The sequence below is a fragment of the Chryseobacterium sp. HNCC26DJ238 genome (assembly GCF_057180465.1).
The window spans coordinates 16,807-36,479 of sequence record NZ_JBXUGI010000024.1; the positions used below are offsets into that span (position 1 = coordinate 16,807).

Annotated in this window: 19 protein-coding genes; 14 read left to right on the top strand and 5 right to left on the bottom strand. The window is 37.0% G+C overall.

Going from position 1 to position 19,673, the window contains the following annotated elements:
• Nucleotides 1-238: 238 nt before the first annotated feature.
• Together AC2A07_RS18370 and arr are read left to right on the top strand one after the other, a co-directional pair.
• Nucleotides 239-847: an REP-associated tyrosine transposase gene (locus AC2A07_RS18370; RefSeq protein ID WP_484051580.1), complete on the top strand. Its 609-nt coding sequence runs from the start codon at nucleotides 239-241 to the stop codon at nucleotides 845-847.
• Between the two features lie 579 nt (nucleotides 848-1,426).
• The gene (gene arr, locus AC2A07_RS18375) at nucleotides 1,427-1,852 is read left to right on the top strand and encodes an NAD(+)--rifampin ADP-ribosyltransferase (protein ID WP_484051581.1); all 426 of its coding nucleotides are present in this window, start codon (nucleotides 1,427-1,429) and stop codon (nucleotides 1,850-1,852) included.
• A gap of 57 nt (nucleotides 1,853-1,909) precedes the next feature.
• Here arr and AC2A07_RS18380 read toward each other — a convergent pair whose 3' ends face one another.
• Nucleotides 1,910-2,806 carry a winged helix-turn-helix domain-containing protein gene (locus tag AC2A07_RS18380; RefSeq protein WP_484051582.1) on the bottom strand — a complete coding sequence of 299 codons (897 nt, stop codon included), beginning with the start codon at nucleotides 2,804-2,806 and terminating at the stop codon, nucleotides 1,910-1,912.
• Between the two features lie 173 nt (nucleotides 2,807-2,979).
• Here AC2A07_RS18380 and AC2A07_RS18385 point away from each other — a divergent pair, with 173 nt between their 5' ends.
• From AC2A07_RS18385 to AC2A07_RS18430, 10 genes are all read left to right on the top strand, one after another.
• The gene (locus tag AC2A07_RS18385) at nucleotides 2,980-3,519 is read left to right on the top strand and encodes a hypothetical protein (RefSeq protein ID WP_484051583.1); all 540 of its coding nucleotides are present in this window, start codon (nucleotides 2,980-2,982) and stop codon (nucleotides 3,517-3,519) included.
• 202 nt (nucleotides 3,520-3,721) lie between these two features.
• On the top strand, nucleotides 3,722-5,779 hold the full coding sequence (locus tag AC2A07_RS18390; RefSeq protein WP_484051584.1) for a M48 family metallopeptidase: 2,058 nt from the start codon (nucleotides 3,722-3,724) through the stop codon (nucleotides 5,777-5,779).
• A 339-nt stretch (nucleotides 5,780-6,118) separates the two neighbouring features.
• A complete protein-coding gene (locus AC2A07_RS18395; protein ID WP_484051585.1) occupies nucleotides 6,119-6,709 on the top strand; it encodes a hypothetical protein in 591 nt (196 codons plus the stop codon).
• A 166-nt stretch (nucleotides 6,710-6,875) separates the two neighbouring features.
• Nucleotides 6,876-7,292 carry a helix-turn-helix transcriptional regulator gene (locus AC2A07_RS18400; RefSeq protein WP_314498998.1) on the top strand — a complete coding sequence of 139 codons (417 nt, stop codon included), beginning with the start codon at nucleotides 6,876-6,878 and terminating at the stop codon, nucleotides 7,290-7,292.
• 301 nt (nucleotides 7,293-7,593) lie between these two features.
• Nucleotides 7,594-8,568, top strand: coding sequence for a T9SS type A sorting domain-containing protein (locus AC2A07_RS18405; RefSeq protein WP_484051586.1), 975 nt, complete (start codon nucleotides 7,594-7,596; stop codon nucleotides 8,566-8,568).
• Between the two features lie 143 nt (nucleotides 8,569-8,711).
• Nucleotides 8,712-9,476 (top strand): DUF3575 domain-containing protein, encoded by a 765-nt coding sequence (locus AC2A07_RS18410; protein ID WP_484051587.1) that lies wholly within the window; start codon nucleotides 8,712-8,714, stop codon nucleotides 9,474-9,476.
• A gap of 86 nt (nucleotides 9,477-9,562) precedes the next feature.
• Complete coding sequence (locus tag AC2A07_RS18415) at nucleotides 9,563-10,240, top strand: response regulator transcription factor (protein ID WP_484051588.1); 678 nt, start codon at nucleotides 9,563-9,565, stop codon at nucleotides 10,238-10,240.
• A gap of 4 nt (nucleotides 10,241-10,244) precedes the next feature.
• Nucleotides 10,245-11,513 (top strand): histidine kinase dimerization/phospho-acceptor domain-containing protein, encoded by a 1,269-nt coding sequence (locus AC2A07_RS18420; RefSeq protein ID WP_314499007.1) that lies wholly within the window; start codon nucleotides 10,245-10,247, stop codon nucleotides 11,511-11,513.
• 102 nt (nucleotides 11,514-11,615) lie between these two features.
• Entirely contained in the window at nucleotides 11,616-13,028 is a 1,413-nt protein-coding gene (locus tag AC2A07_RS18425; RefSeq protein ID WP_484051589.1) for a porin, read from the top strand.
• 21 nt (nucleotides 13,029-13,049) lie between these two features.
• The gene (locus AC2A07_RS18430) at nucleotides 13,050-14,348 is read left to right on the top strand and encodes an MFS transporter (RefSeq protein WP_484051590.1); all 1,299 of its coding nucleotides are present in this window, start codon (nucleotides 13,050-13,052) and stop codon (nucleotides 14,346-14,348) included.
• A 55-nt stretch (nucleotides 14,349-14,403) separates the two neighbouring features.
• Here the strand turns inward: AC2A07_RS18430 and AC2A07_RS18435 are convergent, their stop codons facing one another.
• Nucleotides 14,404-14,616: a hypothetical protein gene (locus tag AC2A07_RS18435; RefSeq protein WP_314499015.1), complete on the bottom strand. Its 213-nt coding sequence runs from the start codon at nucleotides 14,614-14,616 to the stop codon at nucleotides 14,404-14,406.
• Between the two features lie 412 nt (nucleotides 14,617-15,028).
• Between AC2A07_RS18435 and AC2A07_RS18440 the strand changes: the two genes are divergently transcribed.
• Nucleotides 15,029-15,379 (top strand): FEKKY domain-containing protein, encoded by a 351-nt coding sequence (locus tag AC2A07_RS18440; RefSeq protein WP_484051591.1) that lies wholly within the window; start codon nucleotides 15,029-15,031, stop codon nucleotides 15,377-15,379.
• Here the strand turns inward: AC2A07_RS18440 and AC2A07_RS18445 are convergent.
• The 3 genes from AC2A07_RS18445 to truA all read right to left on the bottom strand — a co-directional run bounded on the left by AC2A07_RS18445 (nucleotide 15,374) and on the right by truA (nucleotide 18,390).
• Nucleotides 15,374-17,125, bottom strand: a complete 1,752-nt coding sequence (locus AC2A07_RS18445) for an ABC transporter ATP-binding protein (RefSeq protein ID WP_484051592.1) — start codon at nucleotides 17,123-17,125, stop codon at nucleotides 15,374-15,376. The two genes, AC2A07_RS18440 and AC2A07_RS18445, sit on opposite strands and share 6 nt — an antisense overlap.
• A 162-nt stretch (nucleotides 17,126-17,287) precedes the next feature.
• Nucleotides 17,288-17,629, bottom strand: a complete 342-nt coding sequence (locus tag AC2A07_RS18450; protein ID WP_484051593.1) for a hypothetical protein — start codon at nucleotides 17,627-17,629, stop codon at nucleotides 17,288-17,290.
• Nucleotides 17,630-17,655: 26 nt separating this feature from the next.
• Nucleotides 17,656-18,390 carry a tRNA pseudouridine(38-40) synthase TruA gene (truA, locus tag AC2A07_RS18455; RefSeq protein ID WP_484051594.1) on the bottom strand — a complete coding sequence of 245 codons (735 nt, stop codon included), beginning with the start codon at nucleotides 18,388-18,390 and terminating at the stop codon, nucleotides 17,656-17,658.
• Between the two features lie 222 nt (nucleotides 18,391-18,612).
• Here truA and lpxK point away from each other — a divergent pair, with 222 nt between their 5' ends.
• Nucleotides 18,613-19,641: a tetraacyldisaccharide 4'-kinase gene (gene lpxK / locus AC2A07_RS18460; RefSeq protein WP_484051595.1), complete on the top strand. Its 1,029-nt coding sequence runs from the start codon at nucleotides 18,613-18,615 to the stop codon at nucleotides 19,639-19,641.
• Nucleotides 19,642-19,673 lie beyond the last annotated feature (32 nt).

The window sequence follows — 19,673 nt, forward strand, 5'->3', positions numbered from 1 at the left end:
GATCCCATCTCATAACGAAACAAACTCTTTTAACTCGCACCCAGTCCACAAAGTCTCCCGACTTTGCGGCAATGTAAAAAGATCCCATCTCATAACTAAACAAACTCTTTTAACTCGCACCCAATCCATAAAGTATCCGACTTTGCGCAATAATCTTTAAATCACACAACAGCAATCTGTGATTTTTTTTGCTTGGAAATTAAGTAAGAAAAAATTTATCTTTGATAAAAAGCACATTATGAAAGAAGGTTACATTATAAGAGATCAGGAAAAAATACATTTCATTACCTGTACAGTTGTAGATTGGATAGACGTATTCTCAAGAAAAAACTATCGTGATATTGTGATAGACTGCTTGAAATACTGCATTCAAAACAAAGGCATGACGGTATACGGATATGTAATAATGAGTAATCACATTCATCTTATCTTACAGTCAAAAGACGGTAAACTTTCAGATTTGATTAGAGATTTTAAAAAGTTTACTTCTAAAAACATCTTAGAATGTATCAGAAACAATCCTGAGAGCCGTAGGGAATGGATGTTGGAAAGATTTGTCAAAGCAACGGAATCACATTCAAGAAATAAAAATTATCAATTTTGGCAATATGGTAATCATGCTGAAGAAATTTATACACTGCACTTTCTTTGGGATAAATTAAACTATATACACCTTAACCCTGTAAGAGCAGGAATTGTAGAAAAAGCCCAGGATTACATCTATTCATCAGCAAGTAATTATGTGAATGGTCAAGGATTAATTGAAATTGAACTGGCACACAACCCCGTCGTTAATGTAACCAAAGCAAATGAATTTTGGAAGTATCGTAATTACGATAAAGATTGATGTTTTACGCAAAGTTTTACAGTTTTACGCAAAGTCGGGAGACTTTGCGTAGCTTGATTTTATATTGAGAAAACCGTGCATGTAATTACAAAATTTCTTCAGTTTTCAGAAAATTCTCCTGCTGCGCAAAGTCTGCGACTTTGAGCAATAACTAAAAAGCACATTATTAATCATGCTGAAGAAATTTATACACTCCCCTTTCTCTGGATTAAGTTAAGCTATATACACCTCAATCCTGTAAGAGCCGGAATTGTAGAAAAAGCTCAGGATTACATCTATTCATCAGCAAGTAATTATGTGAACGGTCAGGGATTAATTGAAATTGAACTGGCAGACAACCCCGTCGTTAATGCAACCAAAGCAAATGAATTTTGGAAGTATCGTAATTACGATAAAGATTGATGTTTTACTACAGTTTTACGCAAAGAATTTACGCAAAGTCAGGAGACTTTGCGTAGCGAACTTTGCGTAGCATACGTTTTTTAAAACCTATTCGAATTGACATACAGAATCCTTGCATTTAAGTGAAAACAAATTCCTAAGTTTACAGGTTATTCCAAAATCAAAAATACTTTCGCAATGGAAAACAAAAAAGACGGGCAAAGTCTGGATAATGGTCCATTTTATCATGGTACAAAAGCTGATCTGAAAATCGGTGACTTTCTCAACGCAGGATTCAAATCGAATTACTATTCTGAAATCATCATGAATCATATCTACTTTACCGCACTTCCCAACGGAGCGGGATTGGCAGCGGCACTGGCAGGAGGAGATGGTCGTGAACGTATTTACATTGTAGAACCCACCGGCAAATTTGAAAATGATCCCAACGTCACGGATAAAAAATTCCCGGGAAATCCTACGCGGTCGTACCGCAGTAAAGAACCCCTGAAAATTGTCGGTGAACTGACAGACTGGATCAGACTTACCGATGATGAACTCCAAAACTGGAAAGAACGAATAGCCAGAATAAAAGAAAATCCCGACGCTGAAATCATCAATTGATTGTATTTAGACATTATATTTAATGGCGCGGACATACTGCCCGTGCCGTTTTTAATCTTAATCCTTTATTTCAAGCCTATACCCTTTACCCCTGATCACCACAATATTGAGATCCTGATCAAATTCCAGTTTTTTTCTGAGTTTTGAGATGAACATATCCAGGCTGCGCCCTACAATCACACCATCATCTTCCCAGATCTCTTTTTGCAGTCGGCTTCTCTCGATGATCTCGTTGGGAGACAGCGCAAAAATGATCAATACACGGCTTTCCGTTGCTGTAAGTTCTACAGTCTTTTCACCAATGATGAGTTTCCTGTTTTTTGTATCAAACAAGACCGAGCCTAAAGTAAGCATATCCGTCTTTTGAGTTTCGGGTACCACCTTTCCCGACTTTACAGATTTAGATCTAAAAAAAATAAAACCGACAAATGCTAAAAACGACAGTCCACCCAAAAGGTATCCACTTTTTGCTGTGCTTAGTGCCGCCGGTTTGAATTTGATATCAATAATGTAACACGCTTTAGGCTGTTGCCTTCCTAAACAGGCTACGATATCATCTTTTTTCTCTTGAGATACCGAATATCCATACGCTACACTGGAGTTGCCACAATTCAGAACATTCACAATATAATCACTTGCAAGCGGATCTTTTGCGAGCACCCGCTTCGTAAGATTTACCAGCGAGTCCGGCTGAAAACTAAGATTATTTTCAAAGCTGATCTGGTATTCATTCTCCGAAATCTTTTTTACAGGAAGCACCCTTGATGTACGGTCGCCCGACTGTAAAAGTAATTCATGCCCTATCTTGCGAAGCAGCACTTCTCTTTTGGCAAAATCAAAATCGTTATTATCTTCCGTACTGAACGCTGCACAAATGATAAAAACGAATGAAAGCAAGATGAATCCAAAAAAGCAGTTGTGTGCTCCTGATAGGAAATTTCGGCTAAGAAACATAGTGTCAAGTTATTATTTACAAAGTTTACAATTTTATTTACAATCCGAATCATAAAAGCAGAAAAATAACAAGGTATTTTCGCTGAGTCAAGTTTGATCACCTTTAACAATAAAAGGTCTCATCAGATTTAGCGCATCAACAGAATCTTAATTTAATTTAAATCCAGAAAACTATGAAAAAAGTAATTTTTGCACTCATGCTACCACTGATTGTAGTGAGCGGACTTGTACTCGCCAATCGTGAAATCAAGAATGGAACAACTAAAAAGCAATTCCAAAAGGTATTGTCTCCTGCTGAAAAAACAGCCGAAATGAAAAAATGGGAAGCAACTCCTGACGGCATCAAATTCAAAGAATGGGAAGTTTCTACCAGAGGTAAAAAAGTGTATGCCGCTGAAGAAAAAATCTGGAAGCACCTTACCGATTACAGTAATATGGAAGGAGTTGTAACTTCTCTTACACTTCCATCTGGCTCTAAATTAGGTTTTGGAGTGATGGTCAAAATTAATGGTGAAGATTACATTGTAAAATTTGATGGGGAAAAGGATCAACTTGAAAAGTTGCGCAGCCTGAAAGTGAATGATAAAATAATCATAAAAAGCCATTACGTATCGCATGCGCCGAAGTATTCATATCCAATAATAGGATGCGAATATCTAGAACGCGACAGTGAAGTAATTTTCAAACGTGTTCCCCGTAAAGATGGCTGTTGATTAAGCCCTATATTTTCAGTAGTTAAATTCTGCTCTGCAAAGTCGCTTTACGCAAAGTCAGGAGACTTTGCGTAGCGGTTTTTTAAAGACTTCAGTATAAAACTACTCTTCCTAACTTATTCTAAAACAAAAATTAACTCTGCCCACAGGATTTCTCTTGCTCTTTTTATCGGATGTATGTATTATTGTAAAAAAAATAATCATGCACATTCAGGTTTCTCAGGATTTCAGAAAAAAGACCAAAGAGGCAGTTTCTTCTATTGTGATCTTCATTTTTGTATACCTGCTTATTTTTCTTTTCACTATTGCACTGGCACTTGCATGTATCGGTGCAGGGATCTGGCTCATTGCAGTAAAACCTATGTTTATTACGCTGATGCTGGGTATCGGCCTGGCAGGAACAGGAATTTTTGTTTTCTTTTTTATCATTAAATTTTTATTCAAAAAACACATCAATGACAGAAGTTACCTTACTGAGATCAGACGGTCAGATGAGCCTGAACTCTTTAAGATGATCGACGGTATCGTACAGGAAGCAGGAACCAATTTTCCGAAGAAAGTCTACTTATCGTATGATGTGAATGCAAGCGTTTTTTACGATTCCAGTTTCTGGAGTATGTTTTTTCCGATCCAGAAAAACCTGACGATCGGAGTCGGACTGATCAATACCTCAACAAAACAGGAACTCAAAGCTGTGCTTTCACATGAATTCGGTCATTTTTCACAACGCTCCATGAAAGTTGGAAGCTATGTGTATAATGTGAATCAGATCATTTTTAATCTGGTGAATGATGATGCCTCTTACAGGAATTCTATTGAAAAGTTTGCCAGCTTCAGCGGATATTTTTCAATTTTTGCCATGCTTGCTTTTTTCTTTACTTCAAAAATACAGTGGGTTCTTGCCAAGATGTATTCTTATGTCAACATCCGTCACATGGCACTCTCCCGGGAGATGGAGTTTCATGCAGATGAGGTTGCCGCCAATATTGCAGGTTCACTTTCACTGGAAGAATCTCTGTTAAGAATGGAACTCGCCAACAATTCATATCATCAGGTTCTTGATTTCTATGATGCAAGAATCTCAAAAAACCAGTCGAGTAAAAATATCTACCGGGAGCAGTTTTTTGTGATGAATTTCCTTGCGCAGCAAAGCGAACTGGATACCAAATACGGCCTTCCCCATGTGAAGATTTCAGAATCCGGGCTGTTTAACAAATCCAAACTGGTGATCGAAAATCAATGGGCATCGCACCCTTCTACAGAAGACCGTATTGCAAAACTCAGACAGCTGAATATCCTAAAGGACAATGATGATCAGCCCGCTAAAAACCTCTTTAAAGATTTTGAAAAAACAGAAGAAAAACTGACTTCCAAACTTTTTTCAACCGTCAAGTACAAAAACGAAAGAAAAGATTTAGAATTTGAGTCATTCAGAAACGAATTTGAAACCCAGTACCGAAAAGATTCGTTCGATACAATGTTTAATAATTATTATGACAATAAAAATCCTGAACCGGGCGTTCAGGAAAATCCGCAATCTGAAGAGATTCAGTTTGAAAATCTTTTTAACAAAGAAAAAACAGAACTCGTCTATACCTTAATTGCTTTTGAAAGTGATAAAAAAACGATTGAAGCCATTGCAAATAAAGAATTTATCTTAAAAACATTCGATTACGACGGAAGAAAATATAAAGCTGCAGATGCGCAGAGACTCATCCCGGAAATTGAAAAATCAATCACAGAGATCAAGGATCAGATTACTGAAAACGATGCTAAGATCTATACTTATTTTCTCAGGATTGCAGAAAATCTGGGAAAAAAATCAAATTTCACCAGTACATACCAGTCTTTTTCCGACTATGACGGGCAATACGAAGAAAAATACAAACTATACCTGGATCTTACTGCAGCAACTGCCTTTATCAGCACGCAGACTCCCTTTGAGCAGATCACGCAAAATTTTATTACCCTCAAACCTCTTGAAGAAAAATTAAAACAGGAACTGACTTTTCACCTTCAGAATTCTTTGCTTACAGAGGAATTGAGTGAGGAAGATATAAAAGATTTTAATTATTATATCAGAGAAGAGCACATCTATTTCAGCAATAAAGAATATTTTGAAATCAATCTACAGATGATGATGAAAGCCATCAACAGTTTACCATATTTCCTCAACAGAAAGTATTTTTTAAAGAAAAAAGAAATACTTTCCCTGATGAAAGATCTGGAAAACAGCCATCGCATGGAGAAAGTTTTTTAAGTTCAGTTTACAAAGTTTTACGCAAAGTTTTACGCAAAGTCTCCTGACTTTGCGTAGCTTCAGTTAAAAATTGATGTTGAGATTCTTTCAGAATAACAAACGTTGTGGTTATTTTATTCTTATTGACAGTGTTACTACAATATCGCCCCGCTATGCAAAGTCTCCCGACTTTGCATAATTACTCGACTTTGCATAATAATCCTTAAAACACAGAACAGCAATCTGTGATTTTTTTTTGCATGGAAATCTTACCTGTAAGATTTAATTGAAATATTAAGTCTGTACTGTTTTTCACAGAGCGGTTTTTTCCCTATTTTTACTCATGAAAAAGAACTTACAATGAAGAAAATAGAGATGAAAATTGATGAAGCATTCAGAAATACTTTTCTGCTTCCGAGAGAGAAAGCGGTGACGGATTTTCTGGCGGATGTTTTAAGTTCAAAATACAGATTCAGGGAAGATGACCTCAAAATTGAAGTACTGAGCGTATTTTACGACTCCTCAAGTCCTCTGAGAGCTTTAATTGTTCTTCCCGGTTATGAATTTTATTCTACAGAGAAAAATACTCAGATGGCAGAACTCCATCTGAAAGATCATTCTTTTGAAGATTATTCATCGTATGATGTACAGGAATTGTGTAAAAAGATCCTTGACGAGAATGACATCGACTACTCTTCTTACCTCAACGCACATAATCAGCTCGATTACAGTCATTACTGGGAAAACCAGTTTGGTCTCGAAAGTGATTTCATCATGCAGTGCTGGAGAAATGCGAAAGAAAAAACACAGTCAAAAATTCATGGGTTTTTAGAATCATCAGACTCAGCCGGTGGACTTATTGACCTGGACAGTGGTTACGATCTTCCCTTTGAGATCGATGCTGCCGAATACCTGCAGTCTCACGGTTTTATAATCAGGAAAGAGATTTAACTGATGAGCAGAGATCTGCCTTTTTTATGATCATGTGGCAAAATTTAAACCTTAGAAGTTGAGTACCGAAATAATCGGTGATTCACCCAGTACACTATTTCTTTTTCAAAAACCTTCATTTTTAATCCCTAAGTTTTAATTATATTTGTTTTTATAATTCACAAATATGCAGAACAAGAAAATACATCAAGGCAAAAACATTAAACGTTTCCGCGAAATGTTGGGCATTAAGCAGGAAGCTTTAGCATTTGACCTTGGTGATGACTGGAACCAAAAGAAAGTTTCGCTGCTTGAGCAGAAAGAAATTGTTGACGAAAATATATTAGAAAAGATTTCCGAAATTTTAAACGTTCCTAGAGAAGCGCTCGAAAATATGAATGAAGAACAGGCAGTCAATATTATTGCTAATACTTTTAATAACAGCGCATTTTTGAATGGTATGAACATTAACAGCACCATCCATCCTGTAGATAAACTTTTTCAATTGCACGAAGAAAAAATTGCATTATATGAAAGAATGCTGAAGGAAAAAGATGAGATGATGGCGGAATTAAAAAGAATCAGCGGACTTTCAAAAGAATAAAGAAACTTTATTGGGTGTTCCGTATCCGTAAGCATAAAGACCACAAGAATACTCAGTTATTTTATCTCTTTGCGGAACTGTAAAAAGTTTAAATCAAAATAATATTTTTAAAAATCTATATCGGCACGAGCATTCTGTTCGTGCCTTTTAATTTTAGAAGTTTGCGGAGCTTTTATCAGATGAATCTTCCTCAGTATCGCATCCTTTCGTACAAAGACATCAATCATTTCCGGTTTTACTTATCGAATAAATAATATAACCGATTTACTTTTTGATTATCTTTATCACAAAAAAGTAAAATATGAAAACAACTTTATTCTTTTTAATGGCTTCATCAGCCTTGTTTTATGCTCAAACTACGATTACGAAAGCATTTAATGATCCGATAGCCGGTGAAAATGTCAACAATGTGAATGTTAACGGAACCGTTGACAACTCTGCAACCGGAAACAATGTGGTCTTCTCCAACGGAAGTCTGACCCAAGGCACGGCTTCAGCAGCAGTCTACTCTACACCCAGCGCAAACGAAATAAGCACATTTCCCGGCACCACCATCAAAATGGTTAACGGGAGCAACACCGTTTATTACAAAGCGACAGCTGCCAAACTCGAAATCACAGGACTGGTCACTCCGGATGCTACGCTTAATTTTTCCACAAACAACGGAACTTTTATCACTTATCCTGCAGCCTACGGATATTCACACAACGATACAGCATCAGGAACATTCACATCCACAGCAGTATCCGGAACTTTCAGTGGAGACATCGTGATCAGCGGAGATGCATACGGTACGCTTATCATCGGTTCAAAAACCTATACGAATGTTCTTCGCATTAAATCTGTACAGACTTTCAATTTAATCGCCGGTTTCTTTCCAATCGGAACAATTACCAATACAGCGTATACCTATTACAACAGCACCAATAAGTTTCCCTTATTGAGTACGACCAATGCCACCATCAATGCATTGGGCAATACACAGACCACCACCGGAGCACAGGCACTCAACACCGCATTTTTAGCAGTATCTGATCTTGTCAGAAAAGAAACTCTTAAAATCTATCCTAATCCTGCACAGGACTTTATAGAGATGAAAGGTGATCTGTCAGATTACTCCAAAGCAAGTATCTACAGCCTTGACGGAAAACTGATCAAAAACTCAGATTTAAAATCAGGAAAAATTCAGGTTTCTGACTTACCACCTTCGGCTTACTTTATTGAATTTTCAGGAAACAAATCCCAACCTGAGAGTATAAAATTCATCAAAAAGTAATTATTAATAATTATTTTATAATAAATTCAACCGTTCTAAGATTCCAGAACGGTTTTTGATTTAAAAAAACCGTAATTTTATCTTCATTTAAAGTTCATCTTTAAAGATTATTTTTATCATCACCTAAATCAAAATAATATACTATGAAAAAAATTTTTATTCTTGCATCATCCTTTGTAATTTCAAGCCTTACTGCACAGGAGGTAATGATAACCGAAGTCAGTACCGTTCCGGAAGATAAAATGAATATTATCAAAACCAATATCACCGGCTATGCATTCAGGAACATCAACCTTTCCTATGAGAGGTCAATCAACCGCTGGTTTGCGGTGAATGTAGGTTTCGGAACTGTAGCAGAAGGAAAAGTTCCTTTTATGAATGCTTTTCTAAGCGACGAGGATGAAAAAGATTTTCAGAATCTGAGAATCAAAGCGACCAATTTCACCATTGAACCCCGATTTTATATCGGTGAAGGATACGGGAAAGGATTTTATTTTGCGCCTTATTACCGGTACTCAAAAGTTTCTACAAATACTTTTGACTATACCTATGATTACAACGGATTAGGAACTACGATCCCAATTCCCCTTAAGGGTTTAGGGGATGCTAAGGGCAACAGCGGTGGATTAATGGTCGGAGCACAGTTTTTTCTCAATAAACAGCACAGTTTTGTCCTTGATTTTTGGATCGCAGGAGCCCATTACGGTTCAGGAAAGGGTGATTTTACCTTATCAAGCGACTTTATCCTGACCCCTGAAATGCAGGCACAGCTAAAACAGGAAATTGAAAATCTGGACATTCCTTTTGTAGATTACACCGTAGAAACCAACGCCAACGGAGCGAGAATAAAAGTCGATGGACCATGGGCAGGTTTCCGCAGTGGTTTTTCACTCGGATACAGATTTTAGCAACCTTTATAAAACCGTTCATTACAATTGAACGGTTTTTTTTATCTTTAATCCGGATAACAAATGTATTGGATTAAAAATTTTATATGAAGATTCTCATCATCGAAGACCATCATGATCTTGCCGTCAATATAACGGATTACCTTAAAAAAGAAGATTTCATTTGTGAAGCCGCATCCACCGCAAAGGAAGCCTTAGATAAAATTGAGCTTTTCGAATACGACTGCATCCTTCTGGATCTTATGCTTCCTGACGGAAACGGTCTTGATATCCTGAGACATATCAAAAATTATTCTCCGTTTGCCAGTGTGATTATTGTTTCTGCAAAAAATTCCCTGGATACTAAACTTACAGGATTAGATGACGGGGCAGATGATTATATTACTAAACCTTTTTCCCTTCCGGAACTTCATTCAAGAATAAAAGCCGTCATCCGCAGAAAAACCCCGGAAACCAATCATATCCTGAGTTTTAATGAGATCACCATCAATCTGGATTCTAAAGAATGCAGAATAAACGACCAAATACTGAATCTCACCAGGAAAGAACTGAATTTACTGATCTACTTCATCAGCAATCAAAACAGAATGCTGTCTAAGCAGGCAATCGCCAGCCATCTTTGGGGAGACTATACTTACAGCATTGATAATATAGATTTTGTTTATCAGCATCTGAAAAACCTCAGAAAGAAAATAGTGGATTCCGGAGGGAAAGATTATCTTCAGACTGTTTACGGATTGGGTTACAAATGGATAGACCGGTAGACCTATGAATTTAAGTTTTCGTTTTGCCAGGGCATTTACCGTGATCATATTTTTTGTTCTTATCACGGGATTCACCATTTTGTATATTGCTTTTGAAAGAGCAACCGTACGTTCTGCCATTCTCAAACTTGAGGATCTCAATACCTACATCACCCGTCAGATCGGGAAAAATCCTGATTACGATTATCAGACCTCCCTTCACCGTCAGACACAGATCAGAATTCTTCCGCCCGGAACCATAATCGGGAAAGAAAAAATTATTGAAGAAAACTATATCTGGAACAGAAGCATACAGTCTTACATCAACAGAATTTCCGTTACCACCTATCCCGTGATTCACGGTAAGAATTATTCTGTTACAAGTGTAAGATACATCACCATCATCGAAAACCGTTTCCTAGTCAGTATTATCATGGTGGTTGCCTGGATCATGGTATTCCTTATCATTCTTACCATTATCGTCAGTGTTCTTGTATCAAAGAAAATTCTCGATCCTTTTTATCACGCCATGGATGAGATCAAAAAATTCAGCCTAAAGGACAACAGCCCCATGAACCTGATGAAAACAAAAACTGAAGAATTCAGATCACTGAACAGGTTCCTTATAAAAATGTCTGAAAGTTCTAAAAAAGACTATAATATCCTGGAAGAGCTTTCGGAAAATACCTCACATGAACTGCAAACGCCTTTGGCTTCTATTAAATTAAAAATAGAACTGTTAATGGACAGCGAACTTTCAGAGGAACAGCTTGTCACGCTTTCTTCCATGAATGATGAACTGGACAGGCTTTCATCGATCAATCAATCCCTGATCATTCTTGCAAAACTCGAACATTTCGAAAAGAATGATTCCCTGCTGATCAATTTTTCAGAACTGCTGGAAGAGAGGCTTTACTATTTTGAAGATCTCTTTGAAATTCAGAAACTTGCCCTGGTCAAAGAAATCCAGAAAGATGTCTATGTGCATCTTGATGAAAATCTTGCCGTTATTGTAATCAATAACCTCATCAACAATTCTAAAAGGCACAATATTGAAAACGGAAAAATTTTTGTAAAACTCACGGAAACTTATTTTCAGATTTCAAATACCGGAAATCAACCCAGTATTTCTACAGAGGAATTGTTCAAAAGATTCCGGCGCGGAAATCCCAATCAGAATTCCATCGGGATCGGTCTGGCACTCGTAAAGAAAATTCTGGAGATTTTTGACCATACAATTTCCTACCAATTTGAGCAGAATTTACACATTGTAAGAGTTGATTTTAAAAAATAAATAACTGAAATTCAAAAACATAGCAACAAAAACTCAAATCCTTTAAAAACTTCAGAATTTCTTCAGAATTTATCTCTTGTTTAGGCACAAATAAAAACGCCTATGAGAAAATTACTATCAATTTTATGTATAACAGTCGTACAGTTGGCTTATTGTCAGGACACTGTGATGACAGATAAAAAAATCAAAGAAACCCCTGAAGAAAAAAAGTCTATGGCAATCGGTGAACTTAAAATCAACCTTAATCAGACAGGAGACCAATGGATTAAATTTGGGATTTCAAGCCAAATCTGGCTTCGCAGCATAGACCACAATCCCGGAACGGCCGTTAATGGTATTCCGCAGCATCAGACCTATGACGCAGGAATCCGAAGAATGAGGCTGGTAATCCAAAGTCAGGTTACTCCTTTTTATTCTGTTTTCCTGCAGATGGGAGTCAATAATCAAAATTTTATTTCTGGGGGAGGGTCCGGAACCGGCAGTAATGGCGCAGGAAAAAAAGCTCCCTTCTTTTTTCATGATGCCTACAATGAGCTGACCATTATTCCCAGAAATGATTCCGAGACAGGAAAGCCCAATAAAAACAATGTCTATATCGGGGCAGGACTTCACTCATGGAATGGGGTAAGCCGTATGACTAACACCAGTACAACAAAAATGCTTGCCGGGGATATTCCTGTCTTTAATTTTCCGATGATTGAAATTGCCGACCAGTTTTCAAGACAGTTTGGTGTTTTCGTTCATGGTGAGTTTGACAGATTAAATTACCGGTTCAGCGTTAACAAACCTTTTGCAACCAGTTTAAAACCAATAGTTGGAGGACCTGCTGTTGATAATAACCAGGAAGGTAAATTATCCTACGCAGGATACGCTTACTACCAGTTTTTCACCAAGGAAACTACAGTCACTTCCTTTTTGGCAGGAAACAACCTTGCCTCCAAAAAAGTACTGAACGTGGGAGCCGGTTTTTACAGTAACGGATCTGCCACCCAGTCTCAGCCTTCAGAAAATGTTTTTGAATCTCATGATGCTCATATTTTCGGAGCAGATGTCTTTTCCGAGATCCCTTTGGGTAACAAAACCAAAGAGATGGGACTTACCCTTTATTCTGTTTTTTACAATTATAACTACGGGCCCGATTATTTAAGAATAAGCGGAATAATGAATCCAGGAACTCCCGATTCTGGTTTTACCGGACAAAAAGCTTTAGAAGGAGCAGGAAACAACAGGGTTTTGATGGGAACAGGGAATATCTGGTTTTCCCAGATTGGCTTTGTACTTCCGAAGTTCAGCAGTAAATTTAAAGTACAGCCTTTTTTTAATTATGCGCTCAAAGATATGAAAGCACTGAATCAAAACGGAAGTTATTATGATATCGGAACCAATCTTTATCTATACGGTAAAAATGCAAAAATTGTTGCTCAATATAGTAGCAGACCTCTGTATAACGTTGCCTCTAAAAGAATTTTTGACAGAAAAAGAGAATTTTTACTGTCTTTACAAATTGCACTTTAAAAAATTTAATATATTGTTCATATGAATGCTAACACTACTCAAATTACCACTGCCCAAAGAATAAAAGCTATTGTAGGCGGCTCAATAGGAAATCTTGTAGAATGGTATGACTGGTATGCCTATGCTGCCTTTGCCATTTATTTTTCCAATTCGTTTTTTCCCGAATCTGATCTGAATGCCCAGCTGATGAATACAGCAGGAATATTTTTCGTAGGATTTCTGATGCGCCCCATCGGAGGCTGGATGTTCGGAAGTATTGCCGATAAAATCGGAAGGAAAAAAGCGATGACACTTTCTGTACTGCTGATGTCATTCGGATCATTATTAATCGCACTGACCCCTACTTATGACACCATCGGAATTTTAGCACCCGCACTTCTTCTTGTCGCAAGATTATTACAGGGGTTGAGTGTGGGCGGAGAATACGGTGTATCTGCAACCTACCTCAGCGAAATGGCAACTGAAGACCGGAGGGGTTTTTATTCGAGTTTCCAGTATGTAACCTTAATTGGCGGACAACTGATCGCTTTAGGTATTCAGCTTATTCTGCAAAAACTGATATTAACGGAAACACAGTTAGAAAACTGGGGCTGGAGAATTCCTTTCGTGATCGGAGCCATTCTTTCGGTAATTGCCCTCTACCTGAGATCAAATCTTCATGAAACAGAAGCTTTTGAAAATAAAAAAGATATCACTGACAAGAAAAAAGGTACCATAAAAGAGCTTCTGAAGCATCCTAAAGCTCTTCTAACCGTTGTCGGACTTACCTTGGGCGGAACATTAGCATTTTACACATATACCACCTATATGCAGAAATTTCTGATCAATACGGTACACCTTACTAAGGAGCAGTCGACCCTGATTTCATTTCTCTCTTTATTTATATTTGCCTGTCTGCAACCGGTTTTCGGAGGACTTTCTGACAAGATAGGAAGACGCCCGCTGCTTTTGGGTTTTGGAATATTAGGAACAGTCTGTACCGTTCCGCTGCTTACTGCATTAAGTCACACAACTTCAATGTGGACCGCTTTTTTCCTGATTATGGCTGCATTGATCATTGTAAGTGGATACACTTCTATCAACGCCATTGTAAAAGCAGAACTTTTCCCGTCTGAAGTACGTGCATTAGGAGTAGGTTTACCTTATGGTCTGACAGTGGCCATATTCGGAGGAAGTGCTGAATACGTAGCTTTGTGGCTTAAAAAAATGGGATCTGAACACTACTTCTACTGGTACATTACAGGATGTATCCTCTTCTCTCTGCTGGTATACGTACAAATGAAAGATACCAAAGAAAATTCTACCTTAGATAAAGATTAAATAATCTGGTCATACAAATATGCGGCTCAACAAATTGAGTCGCATATATTATTTCTCAGCTGTAAGCCTGTCTGAATTTTTCAATAAGATGATCAAGCGTATGACGCTGTACGTATACGGTTCTCACATCATCATATCGTGGAGAGGTATAAAAGACCTCGTGGAAATCCATACTTCCGTTTCCTACTTTCACGACTTTCTGTACATCAATGTTCAATTTTTTCAATTCATCTTTTAAGACCTGAAATTCGTCTTGAATATTATTCATCTTTATATTTTGGTTTTAAGTTAAAAATTACTAACAATTAATAGAGTAACCCCCATTAATTTCAATGGATTTACAAATTTTTAATAAATTTAGGAATTTACTTTGACTTAGCCATAGGGTTGTCTCTATTTTTTATGTTTATGTTAAATAACAAAAACTATACCTAAGTGTGTAGTTATTAAATTAAAGTGAATCAAATATGAACGCAATGTTAACAAAAAGTATTGAGTTAGCAGAATATCTATTGATTTTCTGAATAGCTATGGGTAAAGCAATTTTCAGAGAATTACGTTTCCTGTATAAGATTATATGAGATCAATTTAAATATTACCATTCAACAACAGATAAATTATTAATGCAATATGTAATTTAACTCTCAACCAAAATCTGTATCAAAGAAACAAATATCATCATGAAAACAACACATTTCCTCCTGACAATCTCTTTGCTTAGCTGTTCAGCTTTAGTTTCTGCCCAAAAGACTGCACATCATAATCCAAAGAATACTGCTGACTGCAATATGGATGGAAAGAAATTTTACAAAGAAAATTTACCGCAGTTTATACAGTTTGGGATCATGTCAAAAAATCATGAAGTCTTTAAAAAAAAGTATGGAGCCACTGTCGTTTATCAGAACTGCGTGATCAGTAAATACCTTTCTGAAAAAGCCAGGGAAAACAACAGACTGGTAGCAAAAAACCTTACAGAAAAATATGGCAATGAATGGAGAAAAGATCTTGGATTTATTCCTTACGGATTATAATTTTTCTTCTACCTCAATTTCATGTCTCAACTGTGCTTTATATAAGGTAGAATAATATCCGTTTTTATCTAAAAGTTCCAGGTGTTTTCCTTCTTCAACGATCTTGCCATGTTCCATGACAATAATTTTATCTGCTTTCTCAATCGTTGAAAGCCTGTGGGCAATGATAATTGAAGTCCGGTTTTTAGTTATTTTTTCAGTAGCTCTCTGGATGAGTTTTTCGCTCTCATGATCAATTGACGACGTCGCTTCATCCAGAATAAGAATTTTAGGATCCGATAAATACGCCCGAAGGAAAGACAACAGCTGTCTCTGTCCCAATGAAATTGACGAACCTCTTTCACTTACCACATACTCATAGCCGCCTGGAAGACTTTCAATGAAGTCATCAACCTCAATTTCTTTTGCACCTGCTTTTATTTTTTCTATAGTAATACTTTCGTCTCCGAATGCAAGATTTTCATAGATGCTTCCGTGAAAAAGAAAAACGTCCTGCAACACCACTCCGATATGACTTCTCAGGTTATAGAGTTCATATTGTTTCAGTTCCACATCATCAATAAAAATTTCTCCCGAATTGATATCATACAATCTTGTGATCAGGCTGATGATCGTAGATTTTCCGGCTCCTGTTGCACCAACAATCGCCACAGTTTCTCCCGGATTTACCTTAAAGTCAATTCCTTTTAAGACTTCCTGTTTTTCATCATAGGCAAAATGAACATTTTTAAACTCAATCTTTCCGTCAAACTGCTCTTTTGCCACCTTACCGTCATTCGGCATTGCATAATCTTCATCCATAATCCCCAAAACTCTCTCGGCACCTACGATACCACGCTGAATATTATTAAAACGGTCTGCAATCTGCCGTAAAGGACGGATCAGCATCGAGATAAACTGGATAAATGCGATAACAACACCTGCACTGATTGTAATATAACCGCCATAAAACAACACGAAGCCAATAAAAAGTGAAGAAATAAGTTCAACGACCGGAAAAAAGAGTGAGAAAATAAAGACTGTTCTTAGCAGAGCACTTTTCAGGGTAATATTGATATCATCAAACTTTTTAAATTCAGCCTGCTGCCTGTTAAAAACCTGAATGATCGGCATTCCCGCCAGCCTTTCCTGTACAAATGAGTTCTGATTGGAAGTCCATGTCCTTTCATCCCCAAAAGCTTTTTTTAATCTTTTCTGGAAGAATCTTGTGATCACCACCATTAAAGGTAGAATTGCCAGTGAAATGTAACTCAGGTGTACATCAACCTGAAACATCATAAATAAGACAAATACAATTCTCAGCACATCACCGAAAACCATCAGGAAACCATCAGTATAGACCGTTGCGATGGTTTCAACATCACCCACTGCCCGTGTGACCAACTGTCCGATAGGAGTTTTGTCGAAAAAAGCAGTCATGAAATAAATAAGCTTGTTGTAAAGGCGTTCCCTGATATCCCTGATGACATTCTGTGAAATATAATTGGAGAAATACACCAGGAAAAAGTTTAAAACCGTTTCTGCAAAAACCAGCCCGACCAAAGCATAAATATGCTTCATCATTAAAGCTTTATCTTTCAGTTTTGTGATATCGTTATCTACGATCTGCATCGTAAGATAAGGTCTGTAGGTGGAAACGATAGACAGTATGATAGAAATAATCAGGGTAAAAATAAACCAGGAACGAAACTTCATACCGATGAAGAAAAGTCTCTTTACTATTGCCCAGGTATCTTGTTTTTTCATTATAGAAATCGAAGTAAAGAATTAATTTGAAAAATTCTATGCAAAAATAAGACTTTAAAATTTTACAGCCTTCAGAACTCCATCAAATAGTCATATAAAATATATTATTCCTCTTATATACAGAATAAATAGATTAGGTACTGCTTACTTACAAAAAATAAATCACTTTTCTTTCACCCCGATTTCATCAATTTCAACTGATGGTTTTTGTATATTTTCTTTGATAAATTTATTCTCCAGAAGTTTATACACTGCGTATACTCCGGCAATGGCAAATAACCAGCTCACCACATTAACCATGGAAAAACCTGTATAATTACTGGTATTCAAAGATCCCCGGTTGGTAATCCCTTCATACATTCCATAAGAGAAAAGAAATATAATCTGTAATCCTATATATATTGCAACAGCCAGAAGCCCTAACTGCCATTTGACTTTACCAAATCTTTCAGCTAATCCGGCGTAGTACCGATAAGCACCTATTACAATAAAAATTGACATCATATAATTAGTGATCAGTTTTACATTTTTTATTCAAATTCATATCCTACATCCACCAGAAAAAGTCCGTGAGCAGGTGCAGAAGTCCCTGCAGAATTCCGGTTCTTTTCTTCTATGACCCTTCGCATCTCTTCAGGCTGCATTTTTCCTGACCCCACATCCACCATTGTGCCTACGATTGCACGAACCATATTTCTCAGGAAACGGTTGGCAGAAACAGTAAATTTCAGCTCTGTTCCGGTCTGCTCCCATTCCGCTCTGTAGATTTTGCAGATATTGGTTTTATTATCCGTATGCAGTTTTGAAAAACTGGTAAAGTCTTCATATTCAAAAAGAATTTTGCATGCCTCGTTCATTTTACTGACATCGATTTTTCTCCGCCACAACTGCCACGCTGAGTCCTGCGTAAAAGGATTTTTCTCCATGGAAATATAATATTCATAGGTTCTGAAAGTGGCATCAAAACGGGCATGAAAATCATCTTTCACACTGAAGATCCTCTTAATGGAAATATCTGCAGAAAGAAAACTGTTAAGCTGATGGACCAGGTGATCAGTAATTATTTTTCCGGTCTCAAAATGGGCAAACATTTTCTGTGCGTGTACACCGGTATCTGTTCTTCCTGCTCCTACGGTTTTTATTTTTTCCCTTAAAATAACAGACAGCGCCTTTTCAATATCTTCCTGCACAGAAATATCATGAGGCTGTACCTGATAGCCGTAATAATTTTTACCGTTATATGAAAATTCTATAAAATATCTCAATGCAGAATAATTAGATCGTTTATATTAACCAAAAAAAATCTGTTCCCGATTCTTAAATAAAGTAAAGGCACCGGCAAATTTTATGCAGCGGAAACAATTTTGCAAAAATAATTTAATTTAACAATAGCAGCGGTTTTATTTTTAAAATAAATGTTGATAAATGTTGATAAATCATTGATCTATTCTATAAAGTGGTCTGTAAAATTCTTATTTTTGCAAAGTATGAAAAGATGGTATCTCTATCCTTTTTCCTTAGGTTATCATATGGTTACGGGCATCCGGAATACCTTTTATGATCTGGGAATATTAAAATCTACGAAATTCAAAACTCCGATCATCAATGTCGGCAATCTGTCCGTGGGCGGAAGCGGAAAATCACCGATGGTGATGTACCTTGCTAAATCCTTATCCAAATATTACCGCACAGGGGTGCTCTCACGAGGTTACGGAAGACTGACGAAAGGATATGAAGTGACAAATTACGACAGCAACTACAAAACAGTGGGCGATGAAGCGATGCAGTTATTTGAGCGTTTCAAAAACCGTTTTGTCATTGCCGTTTCTGAAGACCGTGTTCCCGGAGCCAGAAAAGTAATTGATGATATGGACCTTGATGTTCTGATTCTTGATGATGCCATGCAGCACAGAGCTATCAAAGCAGGATTCAATATCCTCATGACCGATTTTAACGATCCTTACTTTAAGGATCATCTTTTACCGGCAGGAGACCTGAGAGAATCAAGAGCCGGATCTGCCAGGGCAGATATCATTATGGTCAGCAAATGCCCTGATGAACTCACTGAGGAAAAAAAACAGTATTATATCTCAAGAATAAAACCTTCACAACATCAGAAAGTATTTTTCTCTTCCATCGGATATGATGAAAACGTCTATGCAAGGGATAAAATGCTGCCCGATAACAATCTGAATTATTATGACATTCTTCTGATCACCGGAATTGCGAATCCCAAACCACTGCTTAACCATCTTTCTAAATTTTCTCAGAAAGTGAAACACCTTAAATTTAGGGATCATCACAATTTTTCTGAAGCAGATATTAAAAATATTATGGCAGAATATAAAAAACTGGGCGAGTACAAACTGATTCTCACCACAGAAAAAGATTATGTACGGCTCAAAACCTTTGATTATCTGCGTGATTATGTCTACTACTGGCCGATCAATGTTGTGATAGATAAGAAAGAAGAATTTCAGCAGATGATCCTTAACTACGTGAATCAAAAAAAATAAAAAAATCCCTTAAAATCCGCAGCAACCGTTGC